General features: G+C 73.8%; 17 protein-coding genes. 12 read left to right on the forward strand and 5 right to left on the reverse strand.

Annotated features, from left to right (window positions below):
* The first annotated feature begins 28 nt into the window (after positions 1 to 28).
* The 7 genes from ACIQOE_RS03095 to ACIQOE_RS03125 all read left to right on the forward strand — a co-directional run bounded on the left by ACIQOE_RS03095 (position 29) and on the right by ACIQOE_RS03125 (position 7,120).
* Positions 29 to 1,237 carry a prenyltransferase/squalene oxidase repeat-containing protein gene (locus tag ACIQOE_RS03095; RefSeq protein ID WP_401409303.1) on the forward strand — a complete coding sequence of 403 codons (1,209 nt, stop codon included), beginning with the start codon at positions 29 to 31 and terminating at the stop codon, positions 1,235 to 1,237.
* Positions 1,234 to 1,866, forward strand: coding sequence for an SCO2322 family protein (locus ACIQOE_RS03100; RefSeq protein WP_351325503.1), 633 nt, complete (start codon positions 1,234 to 1,236; stop codon positions 1,864 to 1,866). Before ACIQOE_RS03095 ends, ACIQOE_RS03100 begins: the two co-directional genes overlap by 4 nt.
* On the forward strand, positions 1,859 to 3,022 hold the full coding sequence (locus ACIQOE_RS03105) for an energy-coupling factor transporter transmembrane component T (RefSeq protein ID WP_401409307.1): 1,164 nt from the start codon (positions 1,859 to 1,861) through the stop codon (positions 3,020 to 3,022). The genes ACIQOE_RS03100 and ACIQOE_RS03105 overlap by 8 nt, the downstream gene beginning before the upstream one ends.
* The gene (locus ACIQOE_RS03110) at positions 3,019 to 4,731 is read left to right on the forward strand and encodes an ABC transporter ATP-binding protein (RefSeq protein WP_399008250.1); all 1,713 of its coding nucleotides are present in this window, start codon (positions 3,019 to 3,021) and stop codon (positions 4,729 to 4,731) included. The genes ACIQOE_RS03105 and ACIQOE_RS03110 overlap by 4 nt, the downstream gene beginning before the upstream one ends.
* Positions 4,728 to 5,537, forward strand: a complete 810-nt coding sequence (locus tag ACIQOE_RS03115; RefSeq protein WP_351325497.1) for an ECF transporter S component — start codon at positions 4,728 to 4,730, stop codon at positions 5,535 to 5,537. The genes ACIQOE_RS03110 and ACIQOE_RS03115 overlap by 4 nt, the downstream gene beginning before the upstream one ends.
* 334 nt (positions 5,538 to 5,871) lie before the next feature.
* Positions 5,872 to 6,285: a transglycosylase SLT domain-containing protein gene (locus ACIQOE_RS03120; RefSeq protein ID WP_351325495.1), complete on the forward strand. Its 414-nt coding sequence runs from the start codon at positions 5,872 to 5,874 to the stop codon at positions 6,283 to 6,285.
* Positions 6,286 to 6,433: 148 nt separating this feature from the next.
* Positions 6,434 to 7,120 (forward strand): YoaK family protein, encoded by a 687-nt coding sequence (locus ACIQOE_RS03125; RefSeq protein ID WP_365561637.1) that lies wholly within the window; start codon positions 6,434 to 6,436, stop codon positions 7,118 to 7,120.
* 128 nt (positions 7,121 to 7,248) lie between these two features.
* On the opposite strand, the gene ACIQOE_RS03130 is transcribed toward ACIQOE_RS03125, so the two are convergent.
* A complete protein-coding gene (locus tag ACIQOE_RS03130) occupies positions 7,249 to 8,484 on the reverse strand; it encodes a cytochrome P450 (RefSeq protein WP_351325492.1) in 1,236 nt (411 codons plus the stop codon).
* Between the two features lie 273 nt (positions 8,485 to 8,757).
* On the opposite strand from ACIQOE_RS03130, the gene ACIQOE_RS03135 reads away from it, so the two are divergent.
* The 3 genes from ACIQOE_RS03135 (at position 8,758) to ACIQOE_RS03145 (ending at position 12,440) form a co-directional block, all read left to right on the forward strand.
* Positions 8,758 to 9,927, forward strand: a complete 1,170-nt coding sequence (locus ACIQOE_RS03135; protein WP_365561631.1) for a steroid 3-ketoacyl-CoA thiolase — start codon at positions 8,758 to 8,760, stop codon at positions 9,925 to 9,927.
* A gap of 314 nt (positions 9,928 to 10,241) precedes the next feature.
* Entirely contained in the window at positions 10,242 to 11,621 is a 1,380-nt protein-coding gene (gene proP / locus ACIQOE_RS03140) for a glycine betaine/L-proline transporter ProP (protein ID WP_401409314.1), read from the forward strand.
* Positions 11,622 to 11,768: 147 nt separating this feature from the next.
* Entirely contained in the window at positions 11,769 to 12,440 is a 672-nt protein-coding gene (locus ACIQOE_RS03145) for an O-methyltransferase (protein ID WP_351325485.1), read from the forward strand.
* A gap of 21 nt (positions 12,441 to 12,461) precedes the next feature.
* On the opposite strand, the gene ACIQOE_RS03150 is transcribed toward ACIQOE_RS03145, so the two are convergent.
* A complete protein-coding gene (locus ACIQOE_RS03150) occupies positions 12,462 to 12,851 on the reverse strand; it encodes a hypothetical protein (RefSeq protein ID WP_351325483.1) in 390 nt (129 codons plus the stop codon).
* 91 nt (positions 12,852 to 12,942) lie between these two features.
* On the opposite strand from ACIQOE_RS03150, the gene ACIQOE_RS03155 reads away from it, so the two are divergent.
* On the forward strand, positions 12,943 to 13,371 hold the full coding sequence (locus ACIQOE_RS03155; protein ID WP_362639629.1) for a DUF1992 domain-containing protein: 429 nt from the start codon (positions 12,943 to 12,945) through the stop codon (positions 13,369 to 13,371).
* Here ACIQOE_RS03155 and ACIQOE_RS03160 read toward each other — a convergent pair.
* Together ACIQOE_RS03160 and ACIQOE_RS03165 are read right to left on the reverse strand one after the other, a co-directional pair.
* Positions 13,360 to 14,004 carry a hypothetical protein gene (locus ACIQOE_RS03160; protein ID WP_401409319.1) on the reverse strand — a complete coding sequence of 215 codons (645 nt, stop codon included), beginning with the start codon at positions 14,002 to 14,004 and terminating at the stop codon, positions 13,360 to 13,362. The genes ACIQOE_RS03155 and ACIQOE_RS03160 overlap by 12 nt on opposite strands.
* A 5-nt stretch (positions 14,005 to 14,009) precedes the next feature.
* A complete protein-coding gene (locus tag ACIQOE_RS03165; RefSeq protein ID WP_351325477.1) occupies positions 14,010 to 14,666 on the reverse strand; it encodes a hypothetical protein in 657 nt (218 codons plus the stop codon).
* 152 nt (positions 14,667 to 14,818) lie between these two features.
* On the opposite strand from ACIQOE_RS03165, the gene ACIQOE_RS03170 reads away from it, so the two are divergent.
* Positions 14,819 to 15,316 (forward strand): GNAT family N-acetyltransferase, encoded by a 498-nt coding sequence (locus ACIQOE_RS03170; protein WP_365569619.1) that lies wholly within the window; start codon positions 14,819 to 14,821, stop codon positions 15,314 to 15,316.
* Here the strand turns inward: ACIQOE_RS03170 and ACIQOE_RS03175 are convergent.
* Positions 15,309 to 17,342 (reverse strand): DHA2 family efflux MFS transporter permease subunit, encoded by a 2,034-nt coding sequence (locus ACIQOE_RS03175; protein WP_401409323.1) that lies wholly within the window; start codon positions 17,340 to 17,342, stop codon positions 15,309 to 15,311. The two genes, ACIQOE_RS03170 and ACIQOE_RS03175, sit on opposite strands and share 8 nt — an antisense overlap.
* Positions 17,343 to 17,389 lie beyond the last annotated feature (47 nt).

Raw genomic sequence — 17,389 nt, forward strand, 5'->3', positions numbered from 1 at the left:
TCCCCGCAGGGAGAGGCACCCGCCGATCATGACCGTCCTCCGCCGCAGCGCAGCGGTGCTGGCCGCCGCCGCCGTCATCGGCGCCGCCACGCCCGCCGTCACCGCGACGGCCGCCGACTCCCCGTCCCCGTCCGCCTCCGCGGTGCTCCCGTCGGGACTGTTCGGCCGTACGGACCCTCAGTACGACGGTGTCTGGCGCCAGTCGCTGGCCCTGCTCGCCCAGCACACGGTGGGCGTGACGCCGGCCGCGAAGGCGGTGGACTGGCTGACCGGGCAGCAGTGCGCGAACGGCGCGTACGCGGCGTTCCGCGCCCAGCCGGACGCGGCCTGCGGCGCGAAGGTGCCCGTCGACACGAACAGCACGGCCGCCGCCGTCCAGGCGCTGACCGCGCTCGGCGGCCACGACGACGCCGTCGGCAAGGCGCTGACCTGGCTGAAGGCGCAGCGGAACAAGGACGGCGGCTGGGGATACACGCCGGGCTCGCCCAGCGACACCAACTCCACGGCCGTGGTGACCGGCGCGCTCACGGCGGCCGGTGAGAGCCCGGACAAGGCGGCCGGCGACCTGCTCGCCACGTGGTCGGTCCCGTGCGGCAAGGACGGCGGCGGCGCGCTCGCCTACCAGCCGGACAAGAAGGGCGGGCTCGCGGCCAACGCGGACGCGACGGCGGCCGGGGTGCTCGGCGTCCTCGGCAAGGGGTTCGTGACGACCGCGGGCAAGGCGGCGGCGGACGCTCCCGCCTGCACCGGCCTGGGCGGCTCGCCGGCACCGGCGGACGTGGCCCGCAACGGCGCCGCGTACCTGGCGCAGGCCACACACGCCAAGGGCTACCTGCTCTCCGCGCTCGCCGGCGCCAAGGCGCAGCCGGACTACGGCAACACCGCCGACGCGGTCGTGGCCATGGCCGCGCAGGGCTCGACCGGGTCCGCGCAGCGGCCGTACGCCTGGCTGGAGGCGCATGCCGCGCCGTGGGCGAAGCAGAGCGGGCCCGCGGCCTGGGCGGAGCTGATCTTCGCGGCGCACGCGATGGGCGCGGACCCGCGCGACTTCGGCGGTACGGACCTGGTGGCGGCGCTCGCCGCGACCGGCCCGGCCCCCGCGGCCGCCCGTACCGGTGAGAAGGCGGAGAAGAAGAAGTCGTCGGGCGCCGGACTCTGGTGGATCGTCGGTACCGGGCTGGTCGCCGGCGTCGGCATCGGCTTCCTGCTCAGCGGGCGCCGGAAGCGGCAGCCGTGACCGCCGTCCGCCGTGCGGCGCTGCTCGCCGTCACCGCGCTGGTCCTGCTCGCGGCGGCCGCGCCGGCGCAGGCCGCCGGTTACCGCTACTGGTCCTTCTGGGAGCGGGACGGTTCGCGGTGGACGTACGCGACGCAGGGCCCCGCCACCGCGCAGCCGGACGACGGCGCGGTCGAGGGGTACCGGTTCGCGGTGAGCGAGGACTCGGGCGACGCGACGCGGCCCCGCGGGACGGCGGACTTCACGGCGATCTGCGCCGGCACGGCCGCGGTGCCGGGCAGGAAGCGGGTGGGGCTGGTCATCGACTTCGGTACGGCCGCGGACGCGCCGTCCGCGCAGCGGCCCCCCGACCGGCGCACCGCGTGCGCGGTGGTGGCGCGGGACGCGACGGCCGCGGAGGCGCTGGCCGCGGTGGCCAAGCCGCTGCGGTACGACACGAACGCGCTGCTCTGCGCGATCGGCGGGTATCCCGCGAAGGGGTGCGGGGAGAAGGTGGCGGCCGGCGACGGCTCCCCGGCGAACGGCTCGTCCGGGAGCGGGCCGTCGGTGGGGCTGCTGGCCGGAGCGGGAGTGGTCGTGGTGGTCGCAGCGGGCGCCTTCTGGCAGGCGCGGCGGCGCCGGGATGGGTGACCGGGACGGTCGCCCGGCCGCCGAGGGCGCCCCGTCCCTCCGGGGCGCGACCGGTGACCGGATACGGGTGAAGCCGCCCGTGCCCCGGTCCCGGCGTCCGCGCGGCCTGCATCCCGGTGCCTGGTGGCTGTGGGCGCTGTCGCTCGGGGTGGCCGCCTCGCGGACGGGCAATCCGCTCCTGCTCGGCCTGCTCGTCGCGGTCACCGGCTACGTCGTGGCCGTCTGCCGGAGCCGGACGCAGGGCGCCCGTTCCTACACCGCCTTCGCACGGCTCGCCGTCGCCGTCCTGCTGGTCCGGCTCGCCTTCACCGTCTTCCTCGGCTCCCCCGTGCCCGGCTCGCACACGATCGTCACCCTCCCCGAGATCCCGCTCCCCCACTGGGCGCAGGGCATCCGGCTCGGCGGCCGGGTGAGCGCCGAGGCGCTGGTCTTCGCCCTCTACGACGGCCTTCGGATCGCCACCCTGCTGATCTGCGTCGGCGCCGCGAACGCGCTCGCCGACCCGGCCCGTCTCCTCAAGTCGCTGCCCGGCGCCCTGTACGAGCTGGGCGTGGCGGTGGTCGTCGCCCTCACCTTCGCGCCGAACCTGATCGCCGACGTGCGGCGGCTGCGTGCCGCCCGCCGGCTGCGGGGCCGCCCCGACTCCGGTGTGCGGGGCCTGCTCCAGGTCGGACTGCCGGTCCTGGAGGGCGCGCTGGAACGTTCGGTGGCCCTCGCCGCCGCCATGGACGCGCGCGGGTTCGGCCGCGGAGCCGACGTACCGGACCGGGTCCGCCGTACGACGGCCGCGCTGACCCTCGGCGGGCTGCTCGGGGTGTGCGCGGGAACGTACGCGCTGCTCACCGCCGACGGCGGCGGCTACGGACTGCTCCTGCTGCCGGCCGGGGCGGCGGCCGCGCTGGCGGGGCTGCGGCTCGGCGGCCGCCGTTCGCTGCGCACCCGCTACCGGCCGGACCCCTGGGACGTCCGGGCCTGGCTGGTGTCCGGATCGGGCGCGGCCGTCGCCGGACTGCTGGCGCTGGCCGCGGTACGGGATCCGGACGCCCTGCACCCCGGGGTGATTCCGCTGGTCGCCCCCACGCTTCCGCTGTGGCCGGCGGCCGCCGTGCTGCTCGGCCTGCTGCCCGCCCTGGTCGTACCGAAGGAGCCGTCGTGATCCGTTTCGAGGACGTCTCCGTGACGTACGAGGGCGCCGCCGGACCGGCCGTCCGCGGTGTCGACTTCGAGGTGCCCGAAGGCGAACTGGTCCTGCTGGTCGGCCCCTCCGGCACCGGCAAGTCGACGGTCCTGAACTCCGTGAGCGGACTGGTGCCGCACTTCACCGGGGGGACGCTGCGCGGCCGGGTCACGGTCGCGGGGCGGGACACCCGCACGCACAGGCCGCGCGAACTCGCCGACGTCGTCGGCACGGTGGGCCAGGATCCGCTCGCGCACTTCGTGACCGCCACGGTGGAGGACGAACTCGCCTACGGGATGGAGTCGCTCGGGATCGCTCCGGCCGTGATGCGGCGGCGGGTGGAGGAGACCCTCGACCTGCTCGGGCTGGACGGGCTGCGGGACCGGGCGATCGCCACGCTCTCCGGCGGACAGCGGCAGCGGGTCGCGATCGGGTCGGTGCTCACCCCGCATCCGGAGGTCCTGGTCCTCGACGAGCCGACCTCCGCGCTCGACCCGGCCGCCGCCGAGGAGGTGCTGGCCGTGCTGCAGCGGCTGGTGCACGACCTGGGGACCACGGTGTTCCTGGCCGAGCACCGGCTGGAGCGGGTGGTGCAGTACGCCGACCGGGTGGTGCTGCTTCCCGGGCCGGGGGCGGTGCCGGTGTGCGGGACGCCCGCCGAGGTGATGGCCGTGTCGCCGGTGTCCCCGCCGGTGGTGGAGCTGGGGCGGCTGGCCGGCTGGTCGCCGCTGCCGATGACCGTCCGTGACGCCCGCCGCCGGGCGGCCGGACTGCGGGAGCGGCTCGCCGGACGGATCCCGGCCCAGCGCACCCCGGCCGCCCCCGCGGCCGGGGAGAGCGGGGCCCGGCCCGCCGCCTCCGCTGCGGGGCAGCGGTGGCGGGGCGGGCTCCGCAGGCCCGCCGGCCGGGCCGAGGCCGGGTCCGGGTCCGGTGTCGCGCCGCTCGCCGAGGTCCGCTCGCTCGCCGTCCGCCGGGACCGGGTGGACGCGCTGTGCGATGTCGGGCTCACCGTCGCGCCCGGTGAGACCGTCGCCCTCATGGGCCGCAACGGCGCCGGCAAGTCCACGCTGCTGGGCGCCCTGGTCGGGCTGGTGGAGCCGTCCGCCGGGACGGTCCGGGTCGGCGGCGCGGTCCCGCACCGCACCCGCCCGCGCGACCTGGTGCGCCTGGTCGGACTGGTCCCGCAGGAACCCCGCGACCTGCTGTACGCCGACACGGTCGGCGCCGAGTGCGCGGCCGCCGACCGGGACGCCGCGGCGGCGCCGGGGACCTGCCGCGCGCTGGTGTCCGGGCTGCTCCCCGGGGTCGGGGACGACACCCATCCCCGTGATCTCTCCGAGGGGCAGCGGCTGGCGCTGGCGCTGGCCGTGGTGCTGACCGCCCGGCCGCCGCTGCTCCTGCTGGACGAGCCGACCCGGGGCCTGGACTACGCGGCGAAGGCGCGGCTGGTCGGCGTGTTGCGCGGGCTCGCCGCCGAGGGGCACGCGATCGTGCTGGCCACCCATGACGTGGAGCTGGCCGCGGAGATCGCGCACCGGGTCGTGCTGCTCGCGGAGGGCGAGGTGATCGCGGACGGGCCCACGGACGACATCGTGGTGTCCTCGCCGTCCTTCGCGCCGCAGGTGACGAAGATCCTCGCCCCGCAGCGGTGGCTGACCGTCGCCCAGGTGCGGGAGGCGCTGGCATGACCGGACCGGTACGCCTCGGCCCGCGTTCGCTGGCCGCCCTGCTCCTCGTCAGCGCCGTCGGCGCGGTCGCCGTCGGCTGGCCCCTCCTCGCCCCGCCCGGCTCCCGGATCACCTCGCACGCCCAGGACGCGCCCTGGCTCTTCGCGGGCCTGCTGCTCCTGCTGGTCGCCGTGCTCGGGGCGACGATCTCCGAGTCTGGGCTCGGCCCGAAGGCGGTCGCCATGCTGGGCGTGCTGGCCGCGACGGGCGCCGCGCTGCGGCCGATCGGCGCGGGCACCGCCGGGATCGAGCCGATGTTCTTCCTGATGGTGCTCAGCGGGCGGGTGCTGGGGCCGGGCTTCGGGTTCGTCCTCGGCTCGCTGACCATGTTCGCGTCGGCGCTGCTCACCGGCGGGGTGGGGCCGTGGCTGCCGTTCCAGATGCTGGCGATGGGCTGGTTCACCATGGGTGCCGGGCTGCTGCCGGGCGCCGGGCGGCTGCGCGGGCGCGCCGAACCGGTGCTGCTGGCGGCGTACGGCTTCGTGGCCGCGTTCGGCTACGGCATGGTCGTGGACCTGGCCGGCTGGCCGCTGCTGTCCGGCACCGCCTCGAACATCGCCTTCGACCCGGACGCCGGACCCGCCGCCAACCTGGCCCGGTTCCTCGCCTACAGCCTGGCCACCGCGATGGGCTGGAACCTGGGCCGGGCCCTGTGCACGGTGGTCCTCACCCTCGTCCTGGGGCCGGCGCTGCTGCGGGCGCTGCGCCGGGCGACCCGGCGGGCCGCATTCGAGACCGCGGTCACCTTCGACGACCCCGGCGCGTGAGGCGTCGTACGCGTCCGGTGACGCGGCCGGTGAAGCACCCCACATGACCCAGGTCACCTACGATCCCGGACCGTAGTCCGCCCGTCCCGGAATGTCCGCTTCGCCAGGGCCGTGACCTGCGCTTTGAGAGCCACGCCACACGACGGCCGGCACGCGCGTATGCGACCACAACTAGTAAAAGGGGTGATTGCGGACGGTTCGGCGGGCTGCTTCTCTGGACGACGTCGCCAGGCACCACCGGCCCCACCGGGCCGCGGAGCCGACGCACACGGTCACCGCCCACGGGTGGTTCCGGAGCACGGCGGCCCCCTGTCCCCGACGAACGAGGTTCTCCGTGTCCGTGTCCATCATCCGTCGCGTCGCCTCCCCGAAGAAGGTCCTCACCGCCGCCGCCGTGGCCGCCGCCACCGCCGGCATGGCACTGAGCGCGGCGCCCGCCCAGGCCGCCACCGGCTCGGCCTCCTCCGCCCAGGCGATCGCGCACAAGATGATCCCGGACGCCGCACAGTTCGCCGCGTTCAGCAAGATCGTCTCGCACGAGAGCGGCTGGAACCCCAGCGCCACCAACGGCTCCTCCGGCGCCTACGGCCTGGTCCAGGCGCTGCCGGGCTCGAAGATGGCGTCCGCGGGCTCCGACTGGAAGACGAACCCGGCCACCCAGATCAAGTGGGGCCTGGACTACATGAACTCCCGCTACGGCAGCCCCACGGCCGCCTGGAGCTTCTGGCAGGCCAACGGCTGGTACTGAGCCGGCCGCCCGCTCCACCGCATCTCGGCACCCTCGCCCCCCTCCTCCCGGGCGAGGGTGCCGACGTGTGTCCTGACGTGGTGCACTGATGCCCGGGAGCCCACGGGCCCCGGCCGCCCGGCCCGGCGCAGACCCCACCGGAGGTGCGATGCCCACGGCGACACCGACCCGCGAGCCCGGCACCCGCGGGGTGCGGCTGGTGTTCGTGCTGCTGGCCCTGACCGTGCTGAGCGGCATGATCGACGCCGTCAGCTATCTCGGTCTCGGCCATGTCTTCACCGCGAACATGACCGGCAACGTGGTGGTCCTCGGCTTCGCGGCCGCCGGGGCGCCGGGCTTCTCCGTCCCCCACTCGGCGGCCTCCCTGGCCGCCTTCCTGCTGGGCGCGGCGACCGGCGGCCGGGTCGCGGCCCGGTTCGGCGGCGGTTCCCGCAGACGCTGGATGCGGGCGACACTGGCGGCCGAGGCGGTCCTGGTGGCCGCGGCGGCCGTGGTGGCGCTGACCCGGACCGGCGGGACGGCGACGACGTACACCCTGATCGGGCTGACCGCCTTCGCGATGGGGCTGCGCAACGCGAACGTCCGCAAGCTCGGTGTCCCCGACCTGACGGCGACCACGGTCCTGACCACGACCCTGACGGGTCTCGTCGCCGAGTCGCACCTCGGCGACGCCACCAGGCCGCGTTCACCGCGCCGGGTGGCCGCGGTCCTCGCGCTGATCGCGGGCGCGGTCCTGGGCGCCTGGCTGGTCCTGCACCACGGCCTCGGCGTGCCGCTGCTCGCCGCGGCGGCGGTCTCCGGAGTGCTGGCGGTGGTGACGTCCGGGCGGGAGTGACGGGCGGGACGGGACGGCGCGGCGGCCGGCGCCTCGGGGGAGGCAGGAACGGGGCGTAGGAAGAGGTTGCTCCTGCCTCCCTCGGGGCGGGCCGGCGGCGCCGGGAGCCGTCGGCCCGGGTCGAGGGGTCATGCCGTGGTGACCCTCAGGTGCTTCACCCCGTTGATCCACGCCGAGCGCAGCCGGTCCGGGTCGCCGACCAGCCGCAGGCCGGGCATCGCGTCGGCTATCGCGTGGAAGATCAGGTCGATCTCCAGCACCGCGAGGGACTTGCCCAGGCAGTAGTGCGGTCCGCCGCCGCCGAAGCCGAGGTGGGGGTTGGGGTCGCGGGTGATGTCGAAGGTGCCGGGGTCGGTGAAGACCTCGGGGTCATGGTTGGCCGAGGCGTAGAAGACGCCGACCCGGTCGCCCTTGCGGATCAGCTTGCCGCCCAGCTCGGTGTCCTGGGTGGCGGTGCGCTGGAAGGAGTTGACCGGGGTGGCCCAGCGGACGATCTCCTCGGCGGCGGTCGAGGGACGCTCGCGCTTGTAGAGGTCCCAGGCCTCGGGGTGGGTGAGGAAGGCGTGCATGCCGTGCGTGATGGCGTTGCGGGTGGTCTCGTTCCCGGCGACCGCGAGCATGAGCACGAAGAAGCCGAACTCGTCGGAGTTCAGGTTGCCCTCGTCCTCGGCGGCCACCAGCGTGGAGACGATGTCCGCGGCCGGGCACCGCTTGCGGTCGGCGGCCATGTTCATCGCGTAGGCGATCAGTTCGGTGGCCGACTCGGCGCCCACCTCCTCGGTGATCGCGTACTCCGGGTCGTCGTAGGAGATCATCTTGTTGGACCAGTCGAAGATCTTGGCCCGGTCGTCCTGGGGGATGCCGATCAGTTCGGCGATCGCCTGGAGGGGGAGCTCGCAGGCGACCTCGGTGACGAAGTCGAAGGGGCCCGCGTGGGCGCGGGCCGCGTCGGTGATGGCCAGCGCGCGGGCGCGCAGCCGGTCCTCCAGGGCGCGGATGGAGCGGGGCGTGAAGCCGCGCTGGACGATCTGGCGGACCCGGGTGTGCTCGGGCGGGTCCATGTTCAGCAGGATCAGCCGCTGGGCGTCGATCGCGTCCCGCGGGATGTGCTCGGTGAAGCGGATGATCGCCGTGTTGAGCCAGGACGAGAAGAGTTCCGGGTGCGTGGAGACGTACTTGACGTCCGCGTGGCGGGTGACGGCCCAGTAGCCGTCGTCCGCGAAACCGGCGACGCCGTGCGGCTGTTCGATCCAGCGGACCGGTTCCGCCCGGCGCAGTTCGGCGAACTCCGGCAGCGGCACCCGGCGATGGAGCAGGTCGGGGTCGGTGAGGTCGAACCCGTCGGGCAGCGCGGGACAGGGCATGGCGGCTCACTCCCACCGTGTACGAACCTGGATACGGACACCCCGACACGTTCTGACGGGCCATCAGAACGGGCCGGTTGCCGGTGAAGGTAGTAACGGGTTCTACAAGTAGCAAGGGGCATGGTCGCCCCAATTGCGTGCACCCCTCTTGCGGTTGTGGACGGCCTGTCAGCAGACTGCACCCAGAACTAGTACGCGTTCTAGTTCTGCGTGGCGGGCCGGGCCGGGACGCCCCTGCGCCGCGCGGGCGACCGAGGAGAGGACCGAGCCCCCATGGCCGCGGAACCCGTGATCGTCGAAGCCGTACGCACCCCCATCGGCAGGCGCGGCGGCGCGCTCGCCAACCTGCATCCCGCCTATCTCCTGGGCGAGACCTACCGTGAACTCCTCGGCCGCACCGGCATCCCCGCCGACTGCGTCGAGCAGATCGTCGGCGGCACGGTGACCCACGCCGGCGAGCAGTCCATGAACCCCGCGCGTACGGCCTGGCTGACCGTCGGACTGCCCTACGAGACCGCGGCCACGACCGTCGACTGCCAGTGCGGCTCCTCGCAGCAGGCCGCCCACATGACCGCGAACATGATCGCCGCCGGGGTCATCGACGTCGGGATCAGCTGCGGCGTGGAGGCCATGTCGCGGGTGCCGCTGGGCTCCGGCTCCAAGCACGGGCCGGGCAAGCCCTTCCCCGACGAGTGGAACGTCGACCTGCCCAACCAGTTCGAGGCCGCCGAACGCATCGCCCGCCACCGAGGCCTGAGCAGGGACGACGTCGACGCGCTCGGACTGCTCTCGCAGGAGCGGGCGGCGCACGCCTGGGCCGAGGAACGCTTCAAGCGGGAGACCTACGCGGTGCAGGTGCCGACGACGGAGGAGGAGCAGCACGCCGGACAGGGCATGTGGCGCCTGGTCGACAAGGACGAGGGCCTGCGCGACACGTCACCGGAGGCGCTCGCCGGCCTGAAGCCGGTGATGCCGACGGCGGTGCACACCGCGGGCAACTCCTCGCAGATCTCCGACGGCGCCGCGGCCGTCATGTGGGCGTCGAAGCGGATGGCCCGCGCCCTGAAGCTGCGCCCGCGGGCCCGGATCGTCGCCCAGGCCCTGGTCGGCGCCGATCCGCACTTCCACCTCGACGGCCCGATCGACGCGACCCGGGCCGTGCTCGGCAAGGCCGGCATGACCCTCGCGGACATCGACCTGGTCGAGATCAACGAGGCGTTCGCGTCGGTGGTGCTGAGCTGGGCCCAGGTCTTCGGACAGAGCCTGGACAAGGTCAACGTCAACGGCGGCGCCATCGCGCTGGGCCACCCGGTGGGGGCCACGGGCGCCCGCCTGATCACCACCGCCCTGCACGAACTGGAGCGCACGGACAAGGAGTTCGCCCTGGTGACCATGTGCGCGGGCGGCGGCCTGGCCACCGGGACGATCCTCCAGCGGCTGTGACGGCCCGCGGGCCGGCCGCCCCCGGCCGCCCGCCGCCCCGCCCCCCCGGCCCGCGATGCCGGCCCGCGATCGCCCCGGGGGGCGGATTCTCCGTGCGGTTGCGCCTCCGGAGCGCGACAAGGATCACAGTCGGCGGCTCGCATACGGGCGCCGGAGCGGGCAGACGTGCCTGCATACACCGCATTTAGCTGCACAATGCACGGATGTATGTACGCGACGTAACCGGCCCTAAGCCTCCTATCGTCGCTTTCCGACCCGTCCGGCGCCGTACGGGCCACGCCCCTGTCCCCGTCGAAAGGTAGGCGAGCCCCGTTTTGGCGACCGCCACAGCCGTCACCCCGTCCGTCCCGGTCCCCGGCCCCCGCAGGGCCGCACCCGCGCCGACCGTCACCGACCCCGCGCTGGTCAGGCGTGCCGTGAAGGCGGCCGCGCTCGGCAACGCCATGGAGTGGTTCGACTTCGGCGTCTACAGCTATATCGCGGTGACGCTGGGCAAGGTCTTCTTCCCGTCCGGCAACCCGACCGCCCAGCTGCTGTCCACGTTCGGCGCCTTCGCCGCGGCCTTCCTGGTCCGCCCGCTCGGCGGCATGGTCTTCGGCCCGCTCGGCGACCGCGTGGGCCGCCAGAAGGTCCTCGCCGTCACCATGATCATGATGGCGGCCGGCACCTTCGCGATCGGCCTGATCCCCTCGTACGCGACGATCGGCGTCGGCGCCCCCGTACTGCTGCTCGCCGCCCGGCTGGTGCAGGGCTTCTCCACCGGCGGCGAGTACGCGGGCGCGTCCACGTTCATCGCCGAGTACGCGCCGGACAAGAGGCGCGGCTTCTTCGGCAGCTGGCTGGAGTTCGGCACGCTGGCCGGCTACATCGGCGGCGCGGGCCTGGTCACCCTGATGACGGCCCTGCTCTCCGACGGCGACCTCACCTCCTGGGGCTGGCGCATCCCGTTCCTGATCGCGGGCCCGATGGGCATCATCGGCCTCTACCTGCGGATGCGCCTGGAGGAGACCCCGGCCTTCGCCGCCGAGGTCGAGAAGGCCGAGTCCTCCCGCCCGAAGGTCCCCCTCCGCGAGATGATCACCGGCCAGTGGCGGTCCCTGCTGCTGTGCGTGGCCCTGGTCCTGGTCTTCAACGTCACGGACTACATGCTGCTGTCGTACATGCCGAGCTACCTGACCAGCGAGCTGAAGTACGACGAGACGCACGGTCTGCTGGTGGTCCTCGCCGTCATGACCCTGATGATGATCGTCCAGCCGTTCGCCGGCGCGCTGACCGACCGTGTCGGCCGCCGTCCCGTGATCGCGGCGGGCTGCGCGGGCTTCCTGCTCCTGTCCGTCCCGGCACTGCTCCTGATCCGCCAGGGCAGCCTGGCCGCGGTCGGCCTCGGCATGGCCGCCCTCGGCCTGCTGCTGGTCTGCTTCACGGCGGCGATGCCGGCGGCGCTCCCGGCCCTGTTCCCGACCCGGGTCCGCTACGGCTCCCTGTCCGTCGGCTTCAACGTCTCGGTGTCCCTCTTCGGCGGCACGACCCCGCTGGTGGTGACCGCGCTGATCGGCGCGACCGGCGACATGATGATGCCCGCCTACTACATGATGGCGGCGGCGGTCGTCGGCGGCTTCGCGGCCTGGCGGATGAAGGAGACGGCGGGCAGGCCGCTGCCCGGTTCGCCGCCGTCCCTCGAAGCGCCTCGCTAGGGCCTGTCGGCGATTCGCCCCGTGCGTCGGGCGGCTGAGTTCCGTACGGTACCGGGGCGGTGGGTCGTCTGGTCGTCCACCGTCTCGGTAGTGCTAGGCAGATAGCTGTCAGCGGGCAGTTACGGACATCGGAAAGGCAGCGGACGCATGAGCGGCTCTCAGCTCTGGGACGACGTCGACTTCTACTTCACCAGCCAGCTCTCACCGGACGACGAGGTGCTCCAGGCGGCCCTGCGCGAGAGCGAGGCCGGCGACCTCCCGCCCATCGGCGTGACGCCCGGCCAGGGCAAGCTGCTGCAGCTCCTCGCGCAGATCCAGGACGCCCGGAACATCCTGGAGATCGGCACGCTCGGCGGGTACAGCACGATCTGGCTGGCCCGCGCGCTGCCCGCCGACGGCAGGCTGATCTCGCTGGAGTACAGCGCCCGGCACGCCGAGGTGGCGGTCCGCAACATCGCCCGCGCCGGACTGGAGCGGATCGTCGAGGTGCGGGTCGGCCCGGCCCTGGAGTCGCTGCCCAAGCTCGCCGACGAGAACCCGGCCCCCTTCGACCTGGTCTTCATCGACGCCGACAAGGCCAACAACCCGCACTACGTGGAGTGGGCGCTGCGGCTGACCCGCGCGGGCAGCCTGATCGTCCTCGACAACGTGGTGCGCGAGGGCCGGGTGATCGACGCGGGGAGCACCGCACCGGACGTGGTCGGCACCCGTGCCGCGATCGAGCTGATCGCCACCCACCCGAGGCTGAGCGGTACGGCGATCCAGACGGTCGGCAGCAAGGGCTACGACGGCTTCGCCCTGGCCCGGGTCCTGGCCTAGGCGAGGACCCGGGGGCGGTTCTCAAGCCTCGTGGTAGAAGCCCACGTTGACGCTGCGCGGGGCGGTGCGGTCCCGGACGACGATCTCGCCGGAGCCGCCCCGGGGCAGCGCGACCGAGACGCCGTACCCGATGGCCTGGGCGTACTCGCCGACCTTCAGCAGCACCTCGGAGGACGGTTCGGCCTGCGAGCCGCGCAGCCAGGTGACCTGCCAGCCGCCCTCGGATCCGCACAGGAACTCCAGGTGCACCCGGGAGACGAACAGCCAGTCGTCGGGCGTCGCGAGGCGGCAGACGGAGGCATCACGGCCCACGCGCAGCACGGCGCCCGGTTCGCTGGGCGCGTCGGCCATGAGCATGCCGGCCGTTTCGCCCGCGTCCCCGGACACGGAGGCCATGGTGAGTTCGAGCACGTGCTTTCCCCCTGCGCGGTTCCTGGATCGTTCCTGGATCTCCGGCGCATGATAAAACGCCCGGCCCGGTCGCGTCCGGCACAATGAAGTCATGACCGAGCGAAAGCCACCCGGGGTACCGTTCGAGTCCTGGGTCGACAAGCAGATCCATGACGCCCAGCTGCGCGGTGAGTTCGACCGTCTCACCGGTGCGGGGCGGCCGTTGCCGGCCGAGCTGGAGACGTCGTACGACGAACTGTGGTGGGTCAAGCGGAAGATGGCCCGTGAGGGCCTGGCGATGCTGCCGCCGGCCCTCGCGCTGCGCAAGGAGGCCGAGGACGCGCTGGCGGCCGCCTACGCGGCCCCCTCCGAGCGGATCGTGCGCGGCATCATCACCGAGGTCAACGCGAAGATCCGGGACATGATGTTCAAGCCGCCGCCCGGGCCCCCGCTCGGCAAGAAGCCGTACGACGTCGAAGAGGTCGTACTGGAGTGGCGGGAGCGCCGGGCGGCGGCCGGGGACGGGGGCTCAGATGTGTAGCAGCCGGTCGGCCAGTTCGCGGTAGTCGCGCAGGGCCAGCCGGAGCTGTTCGGTGTCGGCCGTGCCGGGGTGGTCCCGGTCGGTCTCCTGCCAGCTGCCGCGCAGGGTCCGGCGGCGCCGGTCGATGGCGTCCGTGAAGCGGGCGCTGAGTTCCTCGACGGCGCGGTCGGCCTCCTCCACGGCCGCACGCGGCTCGTCGACGAACTCGGTGAGCGCGTGCTGCAGGCGCTGTTCCAGCTGCCCGCACTCCTCCTTCGCCATCAGCGGGTCGCCGCCCACGGCCCGGTCGCCGTGCGATGCCCGCTCGCCCCGTGCCGTCGTGGGCCGCTGGTCCTCGGCCTTGGTGACGTCCCGCCCGGCGTCCGGGGTCCGGCGGCCGGTGTCGGCCGGGTCCGGGGTGTGGCCCGGACCGTCGCCGGCCACCAGGACCGCCTGTCCGGGGGCCTCGTCCAGGCCGTCCGTGCGTCCCGCCGCGACGTCCTCGCGCCCGGCGGCGGTCCTCGCGGCGGAGGAGTCGCGCCGGCCCGCCGCGGCCTCGCTCGTGCGGTCCTCGCGCCCCGGCATCGCCTCGTCACCGGGGTATATGTCGCCGCTCATGGACTGGCGGTCGTTCCCTGTCCTCGCGTCGGTCATGTCGGTCAACTCTCCTTCGGACGGCTCCGGTCGGCGGACCAGGGCAGGTGAGGATGGCTGCCGGTGTCGGCACCGACACCGGCGCGGTGGCGTCGGCCGGTACCGCCGGCCGACGAGGTGACGAGGTCGTCGAAGAGCGAGCGGGCCTCGATCATGGCCGTGCGCATCTCCTCGGTGGCCGCCTGGCTCTGCTGGTCCTCGCGTACCGGGGCCTGGGCGGCGCGGTGGATCCGGCGGTAGCCGTCGACGTGGTCGGCGTGGTGCACGGACAGCGCCGCGACCTGGTCGTCGTACTCGGTGCCGGCGGGGAAGCCGCGGGCGGCCGCGACGTCGGCGAGCAGCCGGTCGGCCTCGCTCACGGACTCCCGCGGCGACTCGACGAAGTGCTCCTGCGCGGTCGTCCAGCGGGCCGCGAAGCGCTCGCGCTCGGCCTCGTCCAGCGGACGCTCGTGCAGGTCGCCGTGGCGCTGGACCCGTTCGGCGAGCTCCTGCTCGGCCGCCTTGGTGTCGCCGCCGTGCTGGGCCACGACCCGCTCGTACTCGGGTCCGAAGCGCTGCTTCAGACCGTGCGGGCCGCTGCTCCTGGAGCGTGCGGCCAGCAGGGCCGCGACGACGACCACGGCGGCCACGATCACAATTGCGATGATCAAGCCTGTGGACATGGTTGCCTTCCGGTGTCTCGGCCCGACGGGCCGGCTCGTTCTCCGGGTGACCCGCACGGCGCCCCGCAAACAGCCCGGAACCGTACGGCCGGACCGGACCCGCCGGTAACCGGGTTGCGCGGACCCCCGTGACCCGTCCGAGACTGCCGTCCATGACCACCTGGACGATCACCCCGGAGCACCCCGGCTCACCCGTCGCCGCCGCCCTGTGGCGGGCGTACTACACGGAGGTCAGCGACCGCTGGTACCTGCGCCACCAGGGCAGACGCACCGACCCGGCCGAGCTGGAGCGCGCGATCGCAGCCCAACCCGGCTCCGAACTCGCCCCGCCCGCCGGGCGGTTGCTCATCGCCCGGTACGGCGGCGAGCCGGCCGGCAGTGCGGGCGTACGGCTCCTGGATCCGGCCACCGCCGAACTCACCCGGGTCTTCGTGCGCGAGGGGCTGCGCGGCCGGGGCGGTGCGGCCCTCCTCGTCGCGGCGGCCGAGGACGCGGCCCGCGCGCTCGGGGCCGGGCGGATCGTGCTGGACACCCGCGGCGATCTCGTCGAGGCCCGCGCCCTGTACGCACGGCTCGGCTACACGGAGACGGCGGCACACAACGACGACGTGTACGCCGAGCACTGGTTCCGCAAGGAACTCGTCAACTGACCTGCCGGGGCGCCGGGTTCTGCGGCTGTTCGCGTTCGGCGCCGCACAGTCCGTCGGTCAGGTCGCGCACCAGGCGGTCCAGGTCGGTGGGGCGGTCCGGGGTCCACCAGTCGCCGAGCAGCTCGGCCAGCGACTCCTCCCGTGCCCTGGCGAGCCGTTCGGCGGTCGCGCGGCCCTGCTCGGTCAGGGTCAGGTCCAGGCCCAGCCGGTCCACGAGGTGCCGCTCCTCCAGCTGGCGGGCGCCCTCCAGGACGACGGTCATCGGGACGACTCCGCGTTCGGCGAGCCGCCCCGGTTCGACCGAGCCGTACCTGCGGATCCGCAGCAGCAGCCAGCCGGCCGCGGGCAGCAGGTCCTCGCCGGCCCGCTCGTTGATCTTCCGGTAGATCTCCCGGCGGCCCTCCCGGGTGCCGAGCAGCGACAGCGCCCGGCAGCACTCGTCGTACGACGACCGCTGTACGGGGTTGGGCGGGATGGTCTCCGAGGCGTCCGGCGCGGTGACCGAGCCGCGCAGCCGGTCCTCCTTGAGGAACCAGGCCAGGACGAAGCCGAGGGCGGCGACCGGCGCGGCGTACAGGAAGACGTCGGTGATCGAGGACGCGTACGCGTGCAGGGCCGCCGGGCGCAGCGCGGGCGGCAGGGTGGCGATGCCGCGCGGATCGGCCTTGAGGGCGTCCGGGGTGGCACCGGCCGGCAGGCGTACGCCCGCGAAGGCGTCGGCGAGCTTGCCGGCCAGGCGGCTCGCGAAGACCGAGCCGAAGATCGCCACGCCGAAGGAGGCGCCGATGGAGCGGAAGAAGGTCGCGCCGGAGGTGGCGACGCCGAGGTCCTCGTAGGAGACGGAGTTCTGCACGATCAGTACCAGGACCTGCATGACCAGGCCGAGGCCGAGGCCGAAGACGAAGAAGTAGCTGCTCATCTCCAGTGTCGAGCTGTTCTCGTCGAGCCGGTGGAGCAGCAGCAGCCCGAAGGTGGTGACGGCGGTCCCGGCGATCGGGAACACCTTCCAGCGGCCCGTGTGGCTGACGATCTGGCCGGACAGGGTGGAGGACAGCAGCAGGCCGATCACCATCGGCAGCATGTGCACGCCGGACAGGGTCGGCGAGATGCCCTGCACGACCTGGAGGAAGGTGGGCAGGTAGGTCATCGCGCCGAACATGGCGAAGCCGACGATGAAGCTGATCACGGCGGCGAGGGTGAAGGTGCGGATGCCGAAGAGCTTCAGCGGCAGCACGGGTTCCGCGGCCCGCCGTTCGACGGCCACGAAGGCGACGGCGAGCAGCACGCCGAGCACCGCCAGCCCGATGATCTGCGGCGAGCCCCAGCGCCAGGTCGTCCCGCCGAGCGAGGCGACCAGCACCAGGCAGGTGGCGACGGCGGCGATCAGCGCGGTGCCGAGGTAGTCGATGCGGTGGCGGTCGGACCTGCGCGGGATGCGCAGCGCCACCGCGATCACGGCGAGCGCGACCAGGCCGAGCGGCAGGTTGACGTAGAACACCCAGCGCCAGCTCAGATGCTCGGTGAGCACTCCGCCGAGCAGCGGTCCCAGCACGCTGGTGGTGCCGAACACGGCGCCGAACAGGCCCTGGTAGCGGCCGCGGTCACGCGGCGGCACGAGGTCGCCGACGATCGCCATCGACAGCACGATGAGCCCGCCGCCGCCCAGTCCCTGCAGCGCGCGGAAGGCGATCAGCTCGCCCATGCCCTGGGCTGTCCCGCACAGCGCCGACCCGACGAGGAAGATCACGATCGCGGCCTGGAAGAGCCGCTTGCGTCCGTACTGGTCACCGAGCTTGCCCCACAGCGGGGTGGCGGCCGTGGAGGCCAGCAGGTAGGCGGTGACCACCCATGACAGGTGTTCCAGGCCGCCCAGGTCGCTGACGATCGTGGGCAGCGCGGTGGACACGATGGTCTGGTCCAGTGCGGCCAGCAGCAGGCCGAGCAGCAGCGCGCCGATCGGGACGAGCACGTTGCCGGGTACGCGCTCCGCGTCCTTCGCCTGGGTGTGGGTCGTGTCCAGGGCCATGAAGACCTCCCGGGGTGCTTTCAGCCATCTTCCATCGTGGACGGTGT

The sequence above is a fragment of the Streptomyces sp. NPDC091282 genome, assembly GCF_044757385.1.
Classification (GTDB): Bacteria; Actinomycetota; Actinomycetes; order Streptomycetales; family Streptomycetaceae; genus Streptomyces; species Streptomyces gramineus.